The 17,398-nt window shown below is 46.9% G+C and carries 14 protein-coding genes and 1 pseudogene; 7 read left to right on the forward strand and 8 right to left on the reverse strand.

The window, feature by feature from the left end:
* Positions 1 to 84 precede the first annotated feature (84 nt).
* The 3 genes and pseudogenes from B0181_RS02865 to B0181_RS02875 all read right to left on the reverse strand — a co-directional run.
* Positions 85 to 1,245, reverse strand: a pseudogene (locus B0181_RS02865) (DEAD/DEAH box helicase); the annotation flags it as partial.
* A gap of 135 nt (positions 1,246 to 1,380) precedes the next feature.
* On the reverse strand, positions 1,381 to 1,803 hold the full coding sequence (locus B0181_RS02870; RefSeq protein WP_078275982.1) for a hypothetical protein: 423 nt from the start codon (positions 1,801 to 1,803) through the stop codon (positions 1,381 to 1,383).
* A 284-nt stretch (positions 1,804 to 2,087) separates the two neighbouring features.
* Positions 2,088 to 2,297 (reverse strand): cold-shock protein, encoded by a 210-nt coding sequence (locus tag B0181_RS02875; protein ID WP_078275983.1) that lies wholly within the window; start codon positions 2,295 to 2,297, stop codon positions 2,088 to 2,090.
* A gap of 827 nt (positions 2,298 to 3,124) precedes the next feature.
* Here B0181_RS02875 and aroQ point away from each other — a divergent pair.
* Positions 3,125 to 3,607 carry a type II 3-dehydroquinate dehydratase gene (gene aroQ / locus B0181_RS02885; protein ID WP_078275985.1) on the forward strand — a complete coding sequence of 161 codons (483 nt, stop codon included), beginning with the start codon at positions 3,125 to 3,127 and terminating at the stop codon, positions 3,605 to 3,607.
* 102 nt (positions 3,608 to 3,709) lie between these two features.
* Here the strand turns inward: aroQ and ttcA are convergent, their stop codons facing one another.
* The 4 genes from ttcA to B0181_RS02905 form a co-directional block, all read right to left on the reverse strand.
* Positions 3,710 to 4,816: a tRNA 2-thiocytidine(32) synthetase TtcA gene (gene ttcA, locus B0181_RS02890; RefSeq protein WP_078275986.1), complete on the reverse strand. Its 1,107-nt coding sequence runs from the start codon at positions 4,814 to 4,816 to the stop codon at positions 3,710 to 3,712.
* Positions 4,817 to 4,877: 61 nt separating this feature from the next.
* Complete coding sequence (rlmKL, locus tag B0181_RS02895) at positions 4,878 to 7,907, reverse strand: bifunctional 23S rRNA (guanine(2069)-N(7))-methyltransferase RlmK/23S rRNA (guanine(2445)-N(2))-methyltransferase RlmL (RefSeq protein WP_078276026.1); 3,030 nt, start codon at positions 7,905 to 7,907, stop codon at positions 4,878 to 4,880.
* A gap of 328 nt (positions 7,908 to 8,235) precedes the next feature.
* Complete coding sequence (locus tag B0181_RS02900; protein ID WP_078275987.1) at positions 8,236 to 8,421, reverse strand: hypothetical protein; 186 nt, start codon at positions 8,419 to 8,421, stop codon at positions 8,236 to 8,238.
* A 10-nt stretch (positions 8,422 to 8,431) separates the two neighbouring features.
* A complete protein-coding gene (locus B0181_RS02905; RefSeq protein ID WP_078275988.1) occupies positions 8,432 to 9,106 on the reverse strand; it encodes a glutathione S-transferase family protein in 675 nt (224 codons plus the stop codon).
* 557 nt (positions 9,107 to 9,663) lie between these two features.
* Here B0181_RS02905 and B0181_RS02915 point away from each other — a divergent pair.
* From B0181_RS02915 to B0181_RS02930, 4 genes are all read left to right on the forward strand, one after another.
* Positions 9,664 to 10,746, forward strand: a complete 1,083-nt coding sequence (locus tag B0181_RS02915) for an outer membrane protein assembly factor BamD (protein WP_078275990.1) — start codon at positions 9,664 to 9,666, stop codon at positions 10,744 to 10,746.
* A 199-nt stretch (positions 10,747 to 10,945) separates the two neighbouring features.
* Positions 10,946 to 13,105, forward strand: coding sequence for a DNA primase (locus B0181_RS02920; protein ID WP_078275991.1), 2,160 nt, complete (start codon positions 10,946 to 10,948; stop codon positions 13,103 to 13,105).
* Entirely contained in the window at positions 13,095 to 13,745 is a 651-nt protein-coding gene (locus B0181_RS02925; protein WP_242620091.1) for a 5-formyltetrahydrofolate cyclo-ligase, read from the forward strand. The genes B0181_RS02920 and B0181_RS02925 overlap by 11 nt, the downstream gene beginning before the upstream one ends.
* A 214-nt stretch (positions 13,746 to 13,959) precedes the next feature.
* Entirely contained in the window at positions 13,960 to 14,346 is a 387-nt protein-coding gene (locus tag B0181_RS02930) for a DUF488 domain-containing protein (RefSeq protein WP_207384335.1), read from the forward strand.
* Between the two features lie 164 nt (positions 14,347 to 14,510).
* Here B0181_RS02930 and queC read toward each other — a convergent pair whose 3' ends face one another.
* Complete coding sequence (gene queC / locus B0181_RS02935; RefSeq protein WP_078275992.1) at positions 14,511 to 15,233, reverse strand: 7-cyano-7-deazaguanine synthase QueC; 723 nt, start codon at positions 15,231 to 15,233, stop codon at positions 14,511 to 14,513.
* Positions 15,234 to 15,645: 412 nt separating this feature from the next.
* Here queC and B0181_RS02945 point away from each other — a divergent pair, with 412 nt between their 5' ends.
* Together B0181_RS02945 and B0181_RS02950 are read left to right on the forward strand one after the other, a co-directional pair.
* Positions 15,646 to 16,275 (forward strand): MarC family protein, encoded by a 630-nt coding sequence (locus B0181_RS02945; RefSeq protein WP_078275994.1) that lies wholly within the window; start codon positions 15,646 to 15,648, stop codon positions 16,273 to 16,275.
* A 261-nt stretch (positions 16,276 to 16,536) separates the two neighbouring features.
* Positions 16,537 to 17,304 carry a TerD family protein gene (locus tag B0181_RS02950; RefSeq protein WP_078275995.1) on the forward strand — a complete coding sequence of 256 codons (768 nt, stop codon included), beginning with the start codon at positions 16,537 to 16,539 and terminating at the stop codon, positions 17,302 to 17,304.
* Positions 17,305 to 17,398 lie beyond the last annotated feature (94 nt).

The following is a 17,398-nucleotide window of genomic DNA, read 5'->3' on the forward strand; positions in this document are numbered from 1 at the left end:
ACTCTCTTGTGGATTGGTTTGGCTGTTTGCGCTGCTTAATGCGCCATCTTTTGGCGTGTCGTCTTTTTGAACAAAGATGAACGGCTCAAGTTTAAACTTCATCTCTACATGGCGCTCAAGGTCAGGGACGTTAAATGCGTCATTTTCGCTCACAAAACTGATGGACGTGCCAGTATGTCCCGCGCGCCCTGTGCGCCCAATGCGATGCACATAATCGTCAGGCAAATCAGGCAAAGTGAAATTAATGACGTGCGTTACATCATCAACGTGAATGCCACGCCCTGCCACGTCTGTCGCCACCAGCACCGACACTTCGCCATCTTTAAAACGCTGCAAATAGCGCTCACGTTTTTGTTGTGCCACATCGCCTGACAGCATGGTGATGTCGTGATGGCGACGCAAATTGTCGTACAGTCTTTTGACTTGGTCTTTGCGGTTGGCAAATACGATGGCTTTTTTAACGTCATCTTGCGATAAAATCTGGCGCAATGCCGACATTTTTTCACGCTCGGTCAAAAGATAAAAACGCTGCTCAATATCTTTATTGGTCTTGCTTTCTGGTGCGATTTCCACAAAAGCTGGGTGGTGCAGCCAACGATACGCCAAATTCATCACGTCTTGGTTAAACGTTGCCGAAAACAGCAGGCTTTGGCGGTCGGTGTTGGCAGGCATATGGCGCACAATGCGCTTAATGTCAGGAATAAAGCCCATGTCCAGCATGCGGTCGGCTTCATCAAGCACGAACACTTCCACACGATCCAAAAACAGCTCGCCACGCTGCACCCAGTCAATGATACGCCCCGGCGTGCCAATCAAAATATCCAGCGGTCTTTTGGAAAGCTGCGCGGCTTGCTTATCAAAATCCGCACCGCCTGTTACACACACGCTGTGCAAATCAGCAAAGCGCACAAGCTCACGGCAATCAGCAAAAATCTGCTGCGCCAGCTCTCTGGTTGGTGCCAGCACCAGCGCACGCGGCTCACCCAAAAAACGCTCTTCGCTCGCCTTAAAAGGACGTGCCAAAAGCGCTTCAATGATGGTGATTAAAAACGTGGCAGTCTTGCCTGTGCCTGTTTGCGCCTGCCCAATGGCATCTTGGTGCGCCAATGTGTGCGGCAAAATCTGCGCCTGAATGGGCGTCAGCTGCTCAAAGCCCAGCGCCTTCACCGCCTTGAGTGTGGCTTGCGACAGTGGCAAATCAGCAAAGGTTTGAAAACTTGGCAAGGCAGAATCTGATTGGTGCATGAAAGATGGCTTCCTAATTTGACAAATGCGCAAATGGCACTGCACTTCGCCATTTGCGGTACATGATTTTGCTGTAGTTTTGCTTAAACAAGGCAAGCCAAGCTGCAAATTTTACCGCCCAGCCTGCCCAAGCGATTATTTATCCAGCTGACTGCTCAGCTCATTTAGGCAGCCGTGCATGGTTTGATCGGCAATGCTGGCAATGAACGCGGCTTTTTTGTCGTCCGTTTTTTCTACGTCCAGCTTGTAAATTTGCGCCAAAGCGTCTTTCCAAGCGTCATGCACAGATTTTGACAAGCCGTTATCGCCAAAATGCTGTTTTAGCTCTTTGCCTGACAGCTCCACTTGTTTTTTAGCGTCAGCGTAGCTTACGTTGGTTTGGCGCAAATGTGCGATAGAAGCCGCACCAATCGTAGTGATTTCGCACACGTTTAGCATGGCTTGCTCTTTTTCGCTCAGTGTTGGCGTTTTGTCTTTGGCGGCCGCTGGCGCAGCAAGGCTTAGGCAAGCCAATGCAGCCGCTGTAAATGCAGTGATTTTTGTTGTCATGGTTGTCATAATTACTTCTCTTTTGGGTTTGTGATTGTGTAAATCCTTTACGATACCGCATTTACCGTGAAATTACAACCCATTTTTCACCCATTCACCAAAGCCAAACAAACCAACAACATTCGCCACACCATCTTGATGTCATTGCGTCAATCTTTTTAAATCCAGCCATTTAAAAACAAAATCCCACCAAAAATGGCAGGATTTCATCGTCTTTTGGCGATTGTCTTTTAATCCGTGCGCTCAAATTTCACCTAAAAATTTAAACCAACGGACAAGCTCACGCCTAAGACTTACAGCTTGGTTACTTCTTCAGCTTGCAAGCCTTTGTCGCCTTCGGTTACGGTAAATTCAACCGCTTGACCTTCTTTTAGTGAGCGATAACCTTCACCTTGAATGGCACGAAAATGCACAAACACATCTTCGCCAGTGGCGCGCTGAATGAAGCCAAAGCCTTTAGAATCATTGAACCACTTTACGGTACCTTGTTCACGAGCTGACATAAAACTTTCCCATATTGTTGCTTGTGCCAACTTTATGTCTTTGCAAAGAACAGATAACGCAAAGTCATCGCAAATACACTACTCATCAGCTATTTATTACAAGCGGATTTTAAAACCAGTTTGGCAACCACTCCCAAACTCTTACAAAATTGATACAAATATTGCAGCAACGCTTTTTTGCCAAGTCTTCGCAAAGGTTTGCAAATCCGCCAGCAATCAATCACCCCAATAATTGATGGTGGCACAGTACACCAATCATACAAAGCAGAAAAAATCTTACGCAATTATCTTAGCGCGTGCGCCAAGTGGTATCATACCACGTTCGCCAACAAATACAAGCGTTTACTGTCAGTTTTTCATCTAAAACGTCAAATTTATGCCGCCTTCTTTAAATCACGCACAAAGGCGGCAAATAAACACCCGTCAAAGTACGGCAAACATACACATACTTTATATTTTTACTTTATAATGCTAACAAAATCTAAATCAAAAACCGTTCTTGACAAGCTCTTCTTACCAAATCCTTTAAGCTACGCCAAAAACAGCCTTGTAAAACCTTGCAAGCAGTATGGCAAATCCGCCACCGCTTTACAAATGCCAATTTGGCACATATTCAGTCCAAAAACACCAACTTGAAAAACTAATTCAAAAGCCAATTTACAAAACCGACTGAACACCTGCCATGCACGTCATCGCTTACGTTTGTAAGTTTGCGCTTTATCCTTTATAATGCACGATAAAAGCCGACAGTCATCTGAGCCGACTTTGGCTTATAGCACAACCAACGCTTTACAATCAACGCTCACAAAACCAAATTTTACAAAACTATGACCAATTCAACCCCACCAAACCGCCACTTGCTGCTATTAAATGGTGCAAATCTAAATCTGCTTGGCAAGCGCGAACCGCACTTATACGGCACGACCACGCTTGCCGATATTGAAGCGCGCCTACAAAACACCGCCGCCAAGCACGGCATTCGCCTAACCTGTGTACAATCCAATCACGAAGGCGTGCTGGTGGATACGCTTGGCGAATTGGGGCTTTTGGCAGACGAAAACGCACGTTTTGATGGCGTCATCATCAATCCTGCAGCATTCACGCACACTTCGGTGGCGCTGCGTGATGCGCTGATGGCGGCAGGCAAGCCCTTTATTGAAGTGCATTTATCAAACGTACACGCGCGCGAACCATTTCGCAGCCACTCGTATTTTTCTGATAAGGCAGTGGGCGTGATTTGCGGGTTGGGCGATTTGGGTTATGATATGGCGCTGTCGTGGTTTTTACGCCATGTGTATGATGAAGTTTGATGATAAAAGCGAATTTAAAAATATCACGCTTTCGTCCTTGGGTTAAACCCCTATAAACAAAACCGCACTATCAAAGTGCGGTTTTTTATTGATAAGTGCTTGTCAGTCCAGCACAGGGTTAATGACAGGAATTTTATTCGTCTTATTTGCTGCGCCTTTTTCGGCAGTTTGGGCAAATTTTGGATTGAAGGTTTGCACCGCAGGCGCAGTCGGCAAGCCCATTTGCTCAAGCTCGTCCGCCACGCCCACTTGAATGTGATCGCCTTCAAATAAGCGCAGTTCATCGTCTCGCTCGGTTGCCAGACTTTCAAAATCAAACAACTCACGGTCAGCAAGCTGACTTGGCGCAACGTTTTGCAACGCCTTAAACATACTTGCCAAGCGTTTTGGGTGCGCCTGATCCCACTCACGCAGCATGTCGTTAATCATGGCACGCTGCAGGTTTTCTTGGCTGCCGCACAGATTGCACGGAATGATGGGGAAGTTTTTATAACGTGCATAAGTAATGATGTCTTTTTCAGCAACGTAAGCCAGCGGACGGATTAAGATGTTTTGCTTATCATCACTCAAAAGCTTTGGCGGCATGGCTTTTAGGCTGCCACCGTGGAACAGATTTAGGAAAAACGTCGCCAAAATGTCATCACGGTGATGTCCCAGCGCCACTTTGGTTGCGCCAATTTGCTTGGCAAAACCATACAGCGAACCACGGCGCAGGCGTGAACACGCCGAGCAATACGTTTTACCTTCTGGCACGACAGATTTTACAATGCTGTAAGTGTCTTTTTCCAAAATATAGTGCGCAATGCCTTGTTCGGATAAGTATTTTGGCAGCACTTCTTCAGGAAAACCCGGCTGTTTTTGGTCAAGATTGACCGCCACCACATCAAAATGAATCGGCGCAATTTTCTTTAAAAACAGCAAAATATCCAGCAGCGTAAAGCTGTCCTTGCCGCCAGAAATGCACACCATCACCACGTCGCCATCTTCAATCATATTGAAATCACGAATCGCCCATGACACTTCTTTGCGCAGCTTTTTTTGCAATTTTTTAAAGCGTGCTGACTTGATACCATCGTCAAAATCGTGCGGCGCATCGTCCGCTTCTTCAGCTTGGCGATTGTCCAAATCCATCGTCAAGGCTTCGATAATCTCTTGGTGATTGTCTTGCTCGCTGGTGCGGTCGGTGTTTTCGTGGGTTGCTTGTTGCATGGCGTACCTAATTTGTTTGTGTTTTATACTCTATTTATATTTGTTAAAATCCCAAGCGCCATCACTTGGTATCACGGCGTTTGATTTGATATTTTTTGCTTGGCGTGTCGCTTGTGTTGCTTGTGTTATCGTTCACAGGCGTTGCCACCATGCGTCCATCCACCACATCATAGCGCACTTTTTGGCTGGCTGGACGTTCTGATTTTTCAAAACGGCTGTTTTTATCAAATCGTCCATCCTTGCCAAAACGCTCATTACCAAGACGCTCATTTTTGCCAAAGCGTCTATCTGCGCCTGTACGTTGGTCTTTATCAAAAGGCGTGCGTTTATCAAAGGATTTATTTTCGGCAAAAGATTTTTCACCAAACGGTTTTTTGTCAAACCGCTTCTCACCAAACGACTTTTTACCAAAGGATTTATCTTTGTCAAAACCGCTGTCCGCTCGTTTGTCCGTTGGTTTATCAAAGCGACGTGAATATGCCGTGCGCTCATGACTGCGTTTTGCGCCATCTTTTGGGGCGAATTTATCCGTTTTTGATTTGTCAAAACCGCTGTCAATGTGGCGTTTTTCACGCACGTTTTGATTGGCATGATTTGCGCTCATCGCATCATCTTGTGCAACATCAGACGCCGTCTCGCTTGGCGCAAACACCCCTTGACGATGGCGGATTTCATAACTGCGGTGAATCGGTTTTTTCACATCAAAATCAAAACCGATGGTGCGCTCGGTAATCTCCGTGATGTCATAGCGGGCAAACAGACTTTCGTCCAGCGCAAAGCGTGTGTAGTTATTACTAAAATACAGCACGCCACCAGCCGACAGACGGTTCATCGCGCGGTTAATCAAGGCGGCATGGTCGCGCTGCACATCAAAAGTGCCTTTGAATTTTTTGGAATTAGAAAAAGTTGGCGGATCGATAAAAATCACATCAAAACTTTGGGTGTTATCCTTAATCCACTCAAACACATCAGAAGCGATGAACTCATATTTTGGCTGTCCGTCCAGCACCGCATCCAGCGCCAAACCATTGAGCGCAAAATTCTGCTTACCCCAATCCAAATAATTTGCCGACAAATCCACGCTTGTTACCGATTTTGCGCCGTGCAATGCCGCATGAACGCTGGCACTGCAAGTATAAGCAAACAAATTCAGCACACGTTTATTACGGCTTGCTTTTGCCACAAGTCCACGCATATTACGATGGTCAATGAATAGCCCTGTGTCCAGATAATCGGTGAAATTGACGTAAAAATACGCCCCTGCTTCGCGCGCGACCCACAGTTTACGGCGTTTTTCGCTGCTGGCTGGGTTTTTAGTGTATTGCTCGTTACCCGATTGGCGTGCGCGGGTCTTGATGAACACATCTTCGCGCGCCACGTCCAGCACTTCTCGCACGCCTGCCAGCACTAAATTAAAGCGTGCCTTGGCGACATCGGCAGCGATTTGCTTGGGCGGTGCGTACTCTTGAACGTGCACTTTATCGCCATACACGTCAATCGCCACGTTAAAATTCGGCAAATCGGCATCGTACAGGCGCAAATTACTCACGTCTTGTTGTTTGGCTTGTTTTTTTAGATGAGCGGTGTTTTTTTGCAAGCGATTGATGAAATCTTGCGCTTGCGGCTCGGTGATGGATTTTTTCTCAAAACGCTCCACGATACCGACAGGCTTAGCAAAATTTAGCTGCCCATGGCGAAAATACACCGTCAGCGCGCCGTTATGACAACGCACAGTTTTTGGCTCAAGCAGCGGCAAAGTGTCAGCGTGCTCAATATGACTTGCCAGCACCGCAAGCGCAGCATTTGGCACGCCTACCGCTGCCAAGCCGTCCACCACAGCCAAGCCCAAGCCTTGATACAAAGGCTTGATAAAATCAGCTTCACCAAGTCGCTCGCCATACGGTGGATTGGTGATGATAAGCGGATTTTTTGGCAAATTTTTTAATGAATTGGTTGATAAGCTTGTCGGTGAATTTGTCGGTAAAGCCGCACCACCATCGCCCAGCACTTGCGCCAAAACGCCTTTAAGCTGGCTGAGCGGTCGTTGTTGAAGTGTCATGTGCGGCAAGAAATTGACAAGTCCAGCCGCCAGCAAGTTTTGATGGCAAGCGTGAACTGCGTGTGCGTCAGCGTCCAGCGCAATCACCACAGGCGGTTTGTCGCACAGCGTTGCCAAATTGTCGTGGAATTGATTTAGGGCTTGCTCCACCATCTGCTCCCACAACGCTTCATCGTGGTGCTGCCAATGATAAAAGCCAAAAGCGTGCGTGCGATGTTCCACGCCCACAGGGTAATCGGTGCGCATCAGCATGGCTTCTGCCACGAACGTACCAGAGCCGCACATCAGATCGATGAGTGCATCAAATTTATAATCGCCCTTATCGGTGCGCTTATGCCAGCCGCTTTCGTACAGCAGCGCCGCCGCCAAGTTTTCCTTCAGCGGTGCTGCGGTATTTGCCACACGATAACCACGGCGGTGCAAGCTGACGCCTGATAAATCCACGAAAAGCTCGGCAAATTTGGCATTCGCCGCCGCAAAAATCTGCACTTGTGGCGATTTTGCGTCCACGTCAGGGCGGCTGCCCAGCGCACGATTAAAACTGTCCGCGATGGCGTCTTTGATACGCAGCGTGGCGAATTGCTGGTTGATACTTAGGCGTTTATCGGTCGTCAGGCGCACTGCAAAGGTTTGCGACACATCAAAAATACTCGCCCAATCATAACGACTGGCAAAGGCGTACAACGCTTGTGGCACGTCTTCATCAAGCACGTCCGCCTCCAGCGTGCGGCTGATTTTTTTGCCTTGTCTGTCGGTGGTGATTTGCGTGCTGGTTTCACGTTTTTGTTTGAAATGATACTCGCCAATCGGCAAAAGCACACGGCTTGCCACACGGCTGTACAGACAAATGCGGTACAAATCTGCAAGCGCCGCCTGCACCTGCACCCTGCCTGCACGCAGCACATCGCCTGTCAAGCCAAAACTGTCAAGCTCAATCAGCAAGGCGTTTTCAAGTCCATCAGCACAAGTGATGACTAGCGTGAATTGCTGCGGATTAAAATTCGCAAAAGGATTGGCTGGCGTGTGGCTCATGGCGCTCTCAAACAAAATCAAACAAGGGGATAAACTTGCCATTATAGCATAAATTTAGCGAAGGTTTGTGAAATGATTTTGGTGAGAGTTGGCTGCTTGATTAAAAAACGTGGGATTTGTGAGTTGATTGATTGGCTGGTTTGTATGGCGTGTGGCTTTTGAGTGTTTAACGCTTGGCGCATGACAATACACCTGCAATTTATCATGCGCACACTGACCGACAAAAGCAAAGTTTTTGGCTGCGCTATCACATTTATAAAGCCTCACAGCCAAACCGTGAGCGGTTAAAACTTGCGTAAACCTACTTATGAAAACTACTCATTCACCTTTAATTATTACCGCTCACACAAACCACTACATTGCCCTGCTGCACCACTTGCGCGCCCATTGCTTGGCAGGCGTTCGTTTGGCGTACTTTATGCGCATAAAATCCAGCGATAAAACTCACCGTGCATAAAAGCGCCACCAGCATTTTTACGCCCAATGTCTGCGCCATGCTACTTTGTGATTGCATAAATCCCCCGTTAGGCAAATTGCGCTTGGTCAATCGCAAAAGCCGACTTATACGCAGTGCGACTTTCACAGCGTTTTAGCCAATTATGAATGGCGGCAAATTGCTCGTCCAGCGAGCCATTATCACGCATGGCAGCCAGTGCAAAATGCGCATGAATGTCCGCTGCGCCAAAACGTGCGCCTGTGATGTATTGATGGTTGTTTAGTGTTTCTTCAAGTAAATTTAACGATTTTTTGATATTTTCCTGCAAAAACAGCGTTTCTACTTTCTTATGAATGCCTTTTGCCACAGGACGCACCAAAAATGGCGATTTGGCGGCAATATTCCCAAACACCAAACGCATAACCAAATTTGGCATCAGCGAACCTTCCACATGGTGCAGCCAAAAATTATGCGCTTCCCATTCGCTCTCGGTATCACTTGGCGAAAACACGCGCGCCTTATCATAATGGCGCAGCAAATATTCAATGATAAAAGCCGACTCCACAAGCGCACGTCCGTCCACTTGCAAGGTTGGCGATTTGCCCATCGGGTGAATGTCCGCCAATGCCGATGGCGCAAGATAGCTTCTGGAGCGCGGATAGCTGACAAGCTGGTATTGCGTTTGGTACTCGGCTTTTAGCTCTTCTAGCAGCCACAAAATACGAAATGAGCGAGATTTTTGTAAATGATGTAAAATTAACATGGCGCGCCTTTATTACTGATTTTATTACGATTTTTAAAAAATTTTTGCCAAAATAACACTTTAGCCAACAAACCAAAGCATAAAATCTGGCATCAATCCGAGTAAAAATTGGGTGAGAGTTTATAAAAAGTTTATAAAAATCACTTTAAATTCATCATCAATCAGTCTAGCAAGTTTTAACAGTAAATACAACTTTTTACCCATTGCACTCACTCAAATCCACCAAATCCACACCTTTTTATCAACACTCAATCCAGCACCGAAAACCTTGCCAAATTTTAACAAATACAACGTAAATCACACGCAATTTTTAAAAATCCCACCAATTCACAGCAAACGTCATTTAGGGCTAGGTTTTTTGGGGTTAGTTGTGGTAAACTGATAGCCATTCTTGGCGCATTTGGCGATAGGCGTGTTTGTACGGCTTGCAAGTCCAGCTTTTCATTGGTGATTTGCTTGCTTGATTTGCCTGCTTCATGCCACAAAACAGCCGCCGCCAAAGCACAGCTTATTTGACAAATTAAATTTGCACACATTCTTATAAAAAAGGTTATTTTATGAAATCTTTCACTACGGCAAAAACAGCAACCGCATTATTGATTGCTGGCAGCTTGGCATTGACGGGCTGTTCTACGCTAAAAAATGTCGTCAAAAAAGACGATGACGTCATCACCACCGCCGAAAAACCAGAAGCAGGCTACTATCAAGACGCCCAAAACGCCCTAGAAAAAGAGCGCTATCGTGAAGCCATCATGGCACTGTCAAACGTGCGCACCTTTTACCCAACTGGCGCATACGCTCAGCAGGCATTGCTTGATTTGATTTATGCGCAATTTCAAGCAAACGATTTTGAAGCGGTAACGCACAGCACCAGCGAATTTATCCGCTTGTACCCAACCAGTCCACACCTTGACTATGCTTTGTATGTACAAGGTGTAACCAATATGGGCGGCTCACCAAAGGCTTCTCGCCTGATTCGCCTTGACCAATCACAACGTGATACCGCTTGGCTGCGCTTGGCGTTCAGCGATTTTCAAACGCTGGTGAATAACTTTCCAAACAGCCCGTATGCGCCAGACGCAGCACAGCGCATGGTGGCAATTTATAACGACTTTGCTGAGCATGAATTGACAGCGGCGCGTTGGTACATCAAGCGTGATGCTTATTTGGCGGCTGCCAATCGTGCGCGCTGGGTGTTTCAATACTATCCGCAGTCGCAAAGCGTTGGCGAAGCGATTGCCATCATGGCGTACAGCTACGAACAACTTGGCATGACCGACACCGCCAATCAATACAAAACTTTGCTGCAAATCAACCACCCAAATTATCTGCGCAGCGATGGCACGGTACGCTTGCCAAATCAAGGTGCAACATCATGGGGCAAACGCGCCCTATCTGCTGCTACCTTTGGCAAATTTGGGCGTGCTACTGACGACACCGCAAGCTACACTGGCAACTACCAAGGCGCAACCAAGCCACAAGTCATTCGCCAAGCAGGACAGCTCAATCTTGCACCTGCAGCTGCTCAAAAAGACGGTGAAAAAACCAGCGCACCAGCTCGTGAAAGCAGCCGCCGCATTTTGGGCTTGGGTTTGCCAGCTCAAGAAGCAGAAGCAGGTCATATCAACGACACGCCATAAATGCCATAAAAAGAAAGTTGTGCGTCATCGCCTGATGGCGCATGATTTGTGGTGTGATTAGCAAATGGCGAGTATCAAACCGCTTATCAATTATTAAGAAAAACTAAAAATTTGACAGCCGATTAACCTGCCGTCAATCATCACAAATAATCACCACAAACTGCCAAAACAATCTAGCAAATATCCATCAAATACCATCATGCGCATTCCTGAATCCGTCCTTGAACAGCTCAACAGCCAAGCCGATTTGGTCAGCATGATTCGTAAGCACACCACGCTTAAGCCCGCTGGACGTGAGTTTAAAGGCTGCTGCCCTTTTCATGGCGAAAAAACGCCGTCTTTTTTTGTCAATCCCCAAACCAACCTTTATTACTGCTTTGGCTGCGGCGCAAAAGGCAATCCGTTCACTTTTTTAAAAGAATTTGAACGCATGACCTTTATGGAAGCGGCAAAAACCTTGTCAGAGCAGACAGGCATTGAGTTGCCAAAAGATGATGAATTTGCCAAAAAAATTCAATACAAACGCAAAAGCACCAAACCTACTGCGCCAAACAGTCAACTAAAAAGCCTATCTGTCAATAAAACAAACACACAACCGCAACCACAAACCCAATCTCAACCACAGTCAAAACCACAAGAAGCCAACACCGCACCGCATTCAAACAATACACCAATAAATTCTGATTTATCAAATACTTATCCAGTAGATACGGCATTTTATGATGACGATAAAACTTATGACTTTGGCGAATACGATGTCAATGCGCCAGCAGCATTTGGCGACTGGCAACAAAATCCAGCCGACACGACAGATGAGTCGCACGGTGATTTATACAGCTTGCTTGACAACCTAAAACGCTATTATCAAGCCATGCTTAATAATCACCCAGCAGCCAAGGCATATTTTTTATCTCGTGGCTTAAGCGAAGAAACTATCACCGAATTTGAATTAGGCTATGCGCCAAGCGGCTGGCAACACCTAGAAGAAGCCTTTCCCCAAGACATTGACGGACTAAAAATGCTGGGACTGGTACGCCAATCACAAAAAGGCCGTGAGTTTAATTTGCTGCGTGATCGGGTGATTTTTCCCATCAAAGACAGACAAGGACGCACGGTTGGCTTTGCTGGGCGTTCGCTGGGCGATGATTTGCCAAAATACATCAACTCGCCCGAATCACCCGTGTTTCAAAAGCAGCACATTTTATATGGCTTATACGAAGCACGCCAAGCTCGTGCGGCGGATTTTTTGATGGTGGAAGGCTACATGGACGTGATTGCGCTACACCAAGCAGGGATTTATGGAGCGGTTGCGCCTATGGGGACGGCGGCAAACGAGCGGCAAATCGCAAGTCTGCTTAAATATAACGACACACTGACGCTGTGCTTTGATGGCGATGGCGCAGGTCAAAGGGCGGCATGGCGCACGCTTGAAGTGGCTGCGCCTGTACTGCCTGACGGCAAGCAGCTGCGCTTTTTGACCCTGCCAGATAACCACGACCCTGACACTTACATCAAAGAGCATGGGCGTGATGCCATGCGTGCGCAAATGACGAATGCGGTGAGCTTGTCTGACTATGTGTTTGGCGTGCTGACGGCACGTTTTGACTTGTCGCAACCTGAATACAAAGCGGCGGCGATGGCGCATTTAAAAGAGCTGACCGGCAAATTCCCCAAAGGCTCAACGTTTAAGCATTGGCTTAATAACGAAATTTATAAAAAACTCAGCGGCAGAGACAGGCGTTTTACTAGCGCTGCCGACAAAGCCAATTATAAAGGACAGCTTAACGCCAGTGTACAGCTTTGTCTGTGTATTTTATACGCACCAAGCCTGCTTGATGACGACCCCATTCATCAAATCTTGGTGCAGTCTGGCGTGGTTGATGTACACGCGCCTTTTGTTGAGCGACTCGAAGCGTCTGAACTGCACTTGCCCGCCCTGCCAACTTGGCAAACGCTGGGTGATGAGATGATTGCTGCTTTGGTGCGTACGCTTGATAATTTAGAAAAACTTAAAAAAATGGGCGTGATGAGCGATTTTGACACTCAAGCAAACACTGCCGAAGCCATCAATGGGCGTGCGCACACCATCATGGCAAGCCTGCCGAATGGCGCGCTAAAATCCACCTTAGCAGACGAATGGCAAGACTTTTTTGTACAAATGCAAACGCACAGCTTGGAAAATTTTAGCTTATTATTCAAAGAGTTATTAAGCCAAATCTTACAAGACAGCACCAAACGTCAGCACGAACAGAGCAAAAATTTACTGCTGTCTGAAATCCACAAACGCCGCCTGCAAGCCCTAATCGCTTGGGATAATAAACACATCAAAACCCAAGCTGCTGCCTTGCTTGACAGATGATGCGTTTATCAAAATTGACAAAACCAGAACCAACAACACCAAAGCCATGCAGCACGCAGATTTACACCGACAAACACGCCGACAAATCCGCAAACACATTCAAAAACAGCGTCGCCAATTAACCACGCACGCACGCCAATATTCGGCATTTTTGGTGAGTTTACAGCTGCGAAAACTGCTGCCATTATTACCCAAGCACGCCAAAATCGGCATTTATCTGGACAGTTTTGGTGAGCTGCCCACCGCACCACTCGTGCAGTTTTGCTTGCGGCACGGATTTACGCCCTTTTTGCCCATCACCACCGCGCATAAGCCCTTGCGCTTTGCGCCCATGCGCTTTGCGCACGGCAAAACACCGCTGCGCACGCACGCACTAGGCATGAAAGAACCTACCACCAAACCCATCGTCAGCGCCGATATGCTGGACGCCATCATTTGCCCTTTGGTGGCGGCAGATACGCTCGGCAATCGGCTAGGCATGGGCGGTGGCTTTTATGATCGCACCTTTAGCAGCGCAAAAACCGTGCTGAAAATCGGTTATTGCTATGATTTTCAAGTCATGGAGCGCTTACCTGTCACCAACTGGGATCAAAAACTTAATCTACTACTCACACCAAGCAAAGTGCGGTATTTTGGATAAAATTTTTAATGATTTTAGCTTAATGCTTTGATTGAGTGGCACAATTTGACAATAATTTGACAGCTTGATTAAGCACAATCATTCGTAGCAACTGTGCTTTTTGATTTTTAAGATTTGGTTTTAACTGCTTGATTTTACGACTGAATTTTAAAAGTTTGGCTTTAGGCGTTTGTTTGAATGGCGATGTTTTAAGGGGATTTTGGTGGGAATTTATGTGCAGCGCATTTATGATTTTATCAAAATGCCAACGGATGAAAAACCTGCTGTTTTCATAGACAGACTGTATCCGCGCGGTGTACAAAAAGCGCATTTCGCTCGCCTGCTGTGGCTAAAATCCGCTGCGCCAAGCCATGAACTGCGCCAGTGGTTTCATCGCAGCACCGATGAACACGCTTTCGCCACGTTTTCCAAGCTCTACACCCAAGAGCTGACCGCACCAGAAGCCTTGCAAGCACTCGCACACATCAAAAAACTGCACAAAACGCATGGCGACATATGGCTTATTACCGCCGTCAAAGACGTGGCACGCAGCCACATTCCTGTTTTACTGGCTGTGCTGGGCGAAAAATCTAGCGAAAAATCTGCCAAAAACCCGTCATAACAACTTATTTTCGTTTTCGCCACTGCGCTCACTTGCAAGTCTGTATCGCAAGTCTATATCACAAACCCATATTAAAAGTCCGTTTTTACAATCAATCTGTTTAGCGCAGTTTATCAATGCTCGCAGCACACCATTGCCAACAGCATATCATTGTTGATAACGCATCAATTCTGATAACGTGTTGGGTCTGGCACGCCTGCGCCCAAAAACCCCTGCCGTCTTAGCGTGCAGCTATCGCACACACCGCACGCACGCCCTTCGCTATCCGCTTGATAACACGACACCGTTGCCGCATAATCCACACCCAAAGACAAGCCCAGCTGCAGCGTTTCAGCCTTTGACAAATGCTGCAAAGGCGCAGTGATGGACAGCCGATTGCCCGCTCGCCCTGCCACAGTCGCCAAATTCGCCATCGTCTCAAAAGCGGCGATGAAATCTGGTCGGCAATCAGGGTAGCCAGAAAAATCCACCGAACTTACACCAATCACGATATAAGTCGCACCTGTAACTTCCGCAGCCGCCAGCGCATAAGACAAAAAAATCGTATTGCGTGCAGGCACATAAGTAATCGGCACGCCATCTTGGGCGGTGTCGGCAGGCGGCACATCAATGGACAAATCCGTCAGCGCACTGCCGCCAAGCTGAGCAATGTCGATATCAATCACACGGTGCGCCACACCCAAAGATTTGGCAATGCGCCCAGCTGCATCAAGCTCGCTGGAGTGTCGCTGCCCATAACGAAAACTGATGGCAGTTACGTCTGCAAAATTGGCGCGCGCCCAATACAGGCAAGTCGTGGAGTCCAAGCCGCCTGAAAATAGCACCACCGCACGCGCGTTTTTGGTGTCGGTTGGTTGATTGGTAGAGTGAATTTGAGATGTTGTCATTGTAATGATTGATTTATAGATAATGAATAAATTTTAAAATATGGCAAATGAGCGATGATAAAACAACGATAAACTTGGCGGCTTGGTGTTATAAGCATAAGCGGTTTTGGAATTGCACAACTTTATCAACGTTAAAACAATTCGTATTAAAACAATTCGCAAATTTATTTTACGCCTGCCAAATGTGCGTTTACAAGCGGTTTTACCACCAAATATCTTACCGCGTCTTTTATCATTAAACATGAAAAATCGCACAAAAATATCGTGAGAATTGTAGCATAAAATCTTGATTTGATGTTAAAATGCGTGCAATTTGCCAAGCGTTTTGTCGTGATTTGTGAAGATTTTATGATAAATCCTGATTTATGACAACAGCGCGCGCCCATTCATCAGCCAACCAAAGCCATCAATTATGAACACCGAATTGGTCAAAATCATTCTTGCTTTTGTGGTGCTAATCAACCCCTTTAGCGCTCTAAGCCTATTTTTAGATCTCACCAAAGGCTACTCGCCAGCCAATCGCCGAAAAGTAGCGCAAATCGCTTGTTTTACCATTTTTTCCACGATAGCGATTTTCACTTTGCTGGGCGAAGGCTTGCTAAAAGTCTTGGGAATTTCGGTCGGCTCGTTTCAGGTGGCAGGCGGTCTTTTGGTATTTTTAATCGCCATCAACATGATGAACGGCGGCGGCAATCCCGTCAAGCCAAATAACGAAGACATTGAAGTCAACTCATCATTGGTGGCGTCTGCGGTCGTGCCGCTTGCCATTCCAATGATGATTGGGCCGGGCGGTATTTCAGCGGTCATCATCTACTCAAGCCGAGTCAGTGGGCTGTGGGAAGTGGGCATCATCATCGCCGCAGGATTGCTCATCAGCTTGTTTTGTTATGCAACATTGATGGCGGCTGGACGTGTGAGCCGCTTTGTGGGCGACACGGGACTTAATATCCTAAGCCGCGTGATGGGTATGCTGCTTGCGGCGGTGGCGGTGGAAATCACCCTGAGCGGCATTAAGGCGATTTTACCAAGTCTGATGAGTTGATTAAATTTGACAAATTGCGCCAATTCTTATAAAAGCCCGTTACTCAGACGGGCTTTGTTTCGCTTTTTACCGCACCGCTTGTTTCGCTTTTTGCCCATCGTTTTAACTGTGGCTGTGCGCATCTTTGATTTGACCTAGCCCTGATGCTAAAATTTTGCTACAATGCCGATAAGTTTTATCGTCTTGGCAGGATTAAAATTTTCAAGACTTTATCAAATTTCATCAAAATTTTAGTAAAAATATCAATATTATCAATAATTTATGACTTCATCAGTAAATGCACACACCCAAACTCACACGCCTTCATCAAATATTCCAAAAAACGAAGCGCTCAAAGTCTTATTTCAGCCGCGCACCCTTGGTGGGCTGGGTCTGCTTGGCACGCACACGGTGGCGGGCGTTAAGTACGAACACACCACATTGCCAAGACGTGGTAAAGACGCGTGGCTTGCCAAACTGCCAAAGGTGAAAAATACGCCCATCAGCATGGACATTGATTTGGCGTGCGTGCTGTTTGACCACACCAAAACGCCCATAGACGCACTGTGGTATGGCAAACTGCGCACGGCTGATGACACCATTCGCCACGCTGGCGATTCGCTCGTTGGCTGGGAGCAATTTGAAGAATCGCTCATCAACCAAGAAGAAATTCGCCTGCGCACCGCTGCTTTAGACGCACGCATTCATCACATCGTTTTTGTGATTTCAAGCCATCACAATCAGCCGCTCAACAAAGCAAATAAAGGCGTGGCAACGCTTGCGGACAACGAAACGTCCATCGCTCATAGTTTTGAGCTGTCCATCTTGCCCAAAAATTGCCAAGCGCTGATTGCGTGGCATTTACAAAAAATCAATCGTGCTGCACAGTTTTCGTCCAGCGGCGCACCAGCAGAATTTGACAGCAATGACGAATGGCTGCTGCACGCCCCACTCTCCCCAATCACCGCCAAAAGCAGCAAGGATAAGCACATTGACGCACTCACCCATGCGGCAAGCGAGTATATTCAAGCCTTTGGTGTAAGATTTTAGCGCAGGCTTAGTCAAGGTTTTAGCCAAAGATTGCAACCCAGTATTTTAAAAAACTTGCCCAGCTTGTATCTTTTTGGCAAACCAGCCAATAAAA

This window comes from Moraxella caviae (assembly GCF_002014985.1).
Lineage (GTDB): Bacteria > Pseudomonadota > Gammaproteobacteria > Pseudomonadales > Moraxellaceae > Moraxella > Moraxella caviae.

What these genes read in the sequence shown, in the direction of transcription:
- B0181_RS02870 (WP_078275982.1), bottom strand. Translation starts at nt 1,803, where the DNA reads ATGACAACCATGACAACAAAAATCACTGCATTTACAGCGGCTGCATTG.
- B0181_RS02875 (WP_078275983.1), bottom strand. Translation starts at nt 2,297, where the DNA reads ATGTCAGCTCGTGAACAAGGTACCGTAAAGTGGTTCAATGATTCTAAA.
- aroQ (WP_078275985.1), top strand. Translation starts at nt 3,125, where the DNA reads ATGACCAATTCAACCCCACCAAACCGCCACTTGCTGCTATTAAATGGT.
- ttcA (WP_078275986.1), bottom strand. Translation starts at nt 4,816, where the DNA reads ATGCAACAAGCAACCCACGAAAACACCGACCGCACCAGCGAGCAAGAC.
- rlmKL (WP_078276026.1), bottom strand. Translation starts at nt 7,907, where the DNA reads ATGAGCCACACGCCAGCCAATCCTTTTGCGAATTTTAATCCGCAGCAA.
- B0181_RS02900 (WP_078275987.1), bottom strand. Translation starts at nt 8,421, where the DNA reads ATGCAATCACAAAGTAGCATGGCGCAGACATTGGGCGTAAAAATGCTG.
- B0181_RS02905 (WP_078275988.1), bottom strand. Translation starts at nt 9,106, where the DNA reads ATGTTAATTTTACATCATTTACAAAAATCTCGCTCATTTCGTATTTTG.
- B0181_RS02915 (WP_078275990.1), top strand. Translation starts at nt 9,664, where the DNA reads ATGAAATCTTTCACTACGGCAAAAACAGCAACCGCATTATTGATTGCT.
- B0181_RS02920 (WP_078275991.1), top strand. Translation starts at nt 10,946, where the DNA reads ATGCGCATTCCTGAATCCGTCCTTGAACAGCTCAACAGCCAAGCCGAT.
- queC (WP_078275992.1), bottom strand. Translation starts at nt 15,233, where the DNA reads ATGACAACATCTCAAATTCACTCTACCAATCAACCAACCGACACCAAA.
- B0181_RS02945 (WP_078275994.1), top strand. Translation starts at nt 15,646, where the DNA reads ATGAACACCGAATTGGTCAAAATCATTCTTGCTTTTGTGGTGCTAATC.
- B0181_RS02950 (WP_078275995.1), top strand. Translation starts at nt 16,537, where the DNA reads ATGACTTCATCAGTAAATGCACACACCCAAACTCACACGCCTTCATCA.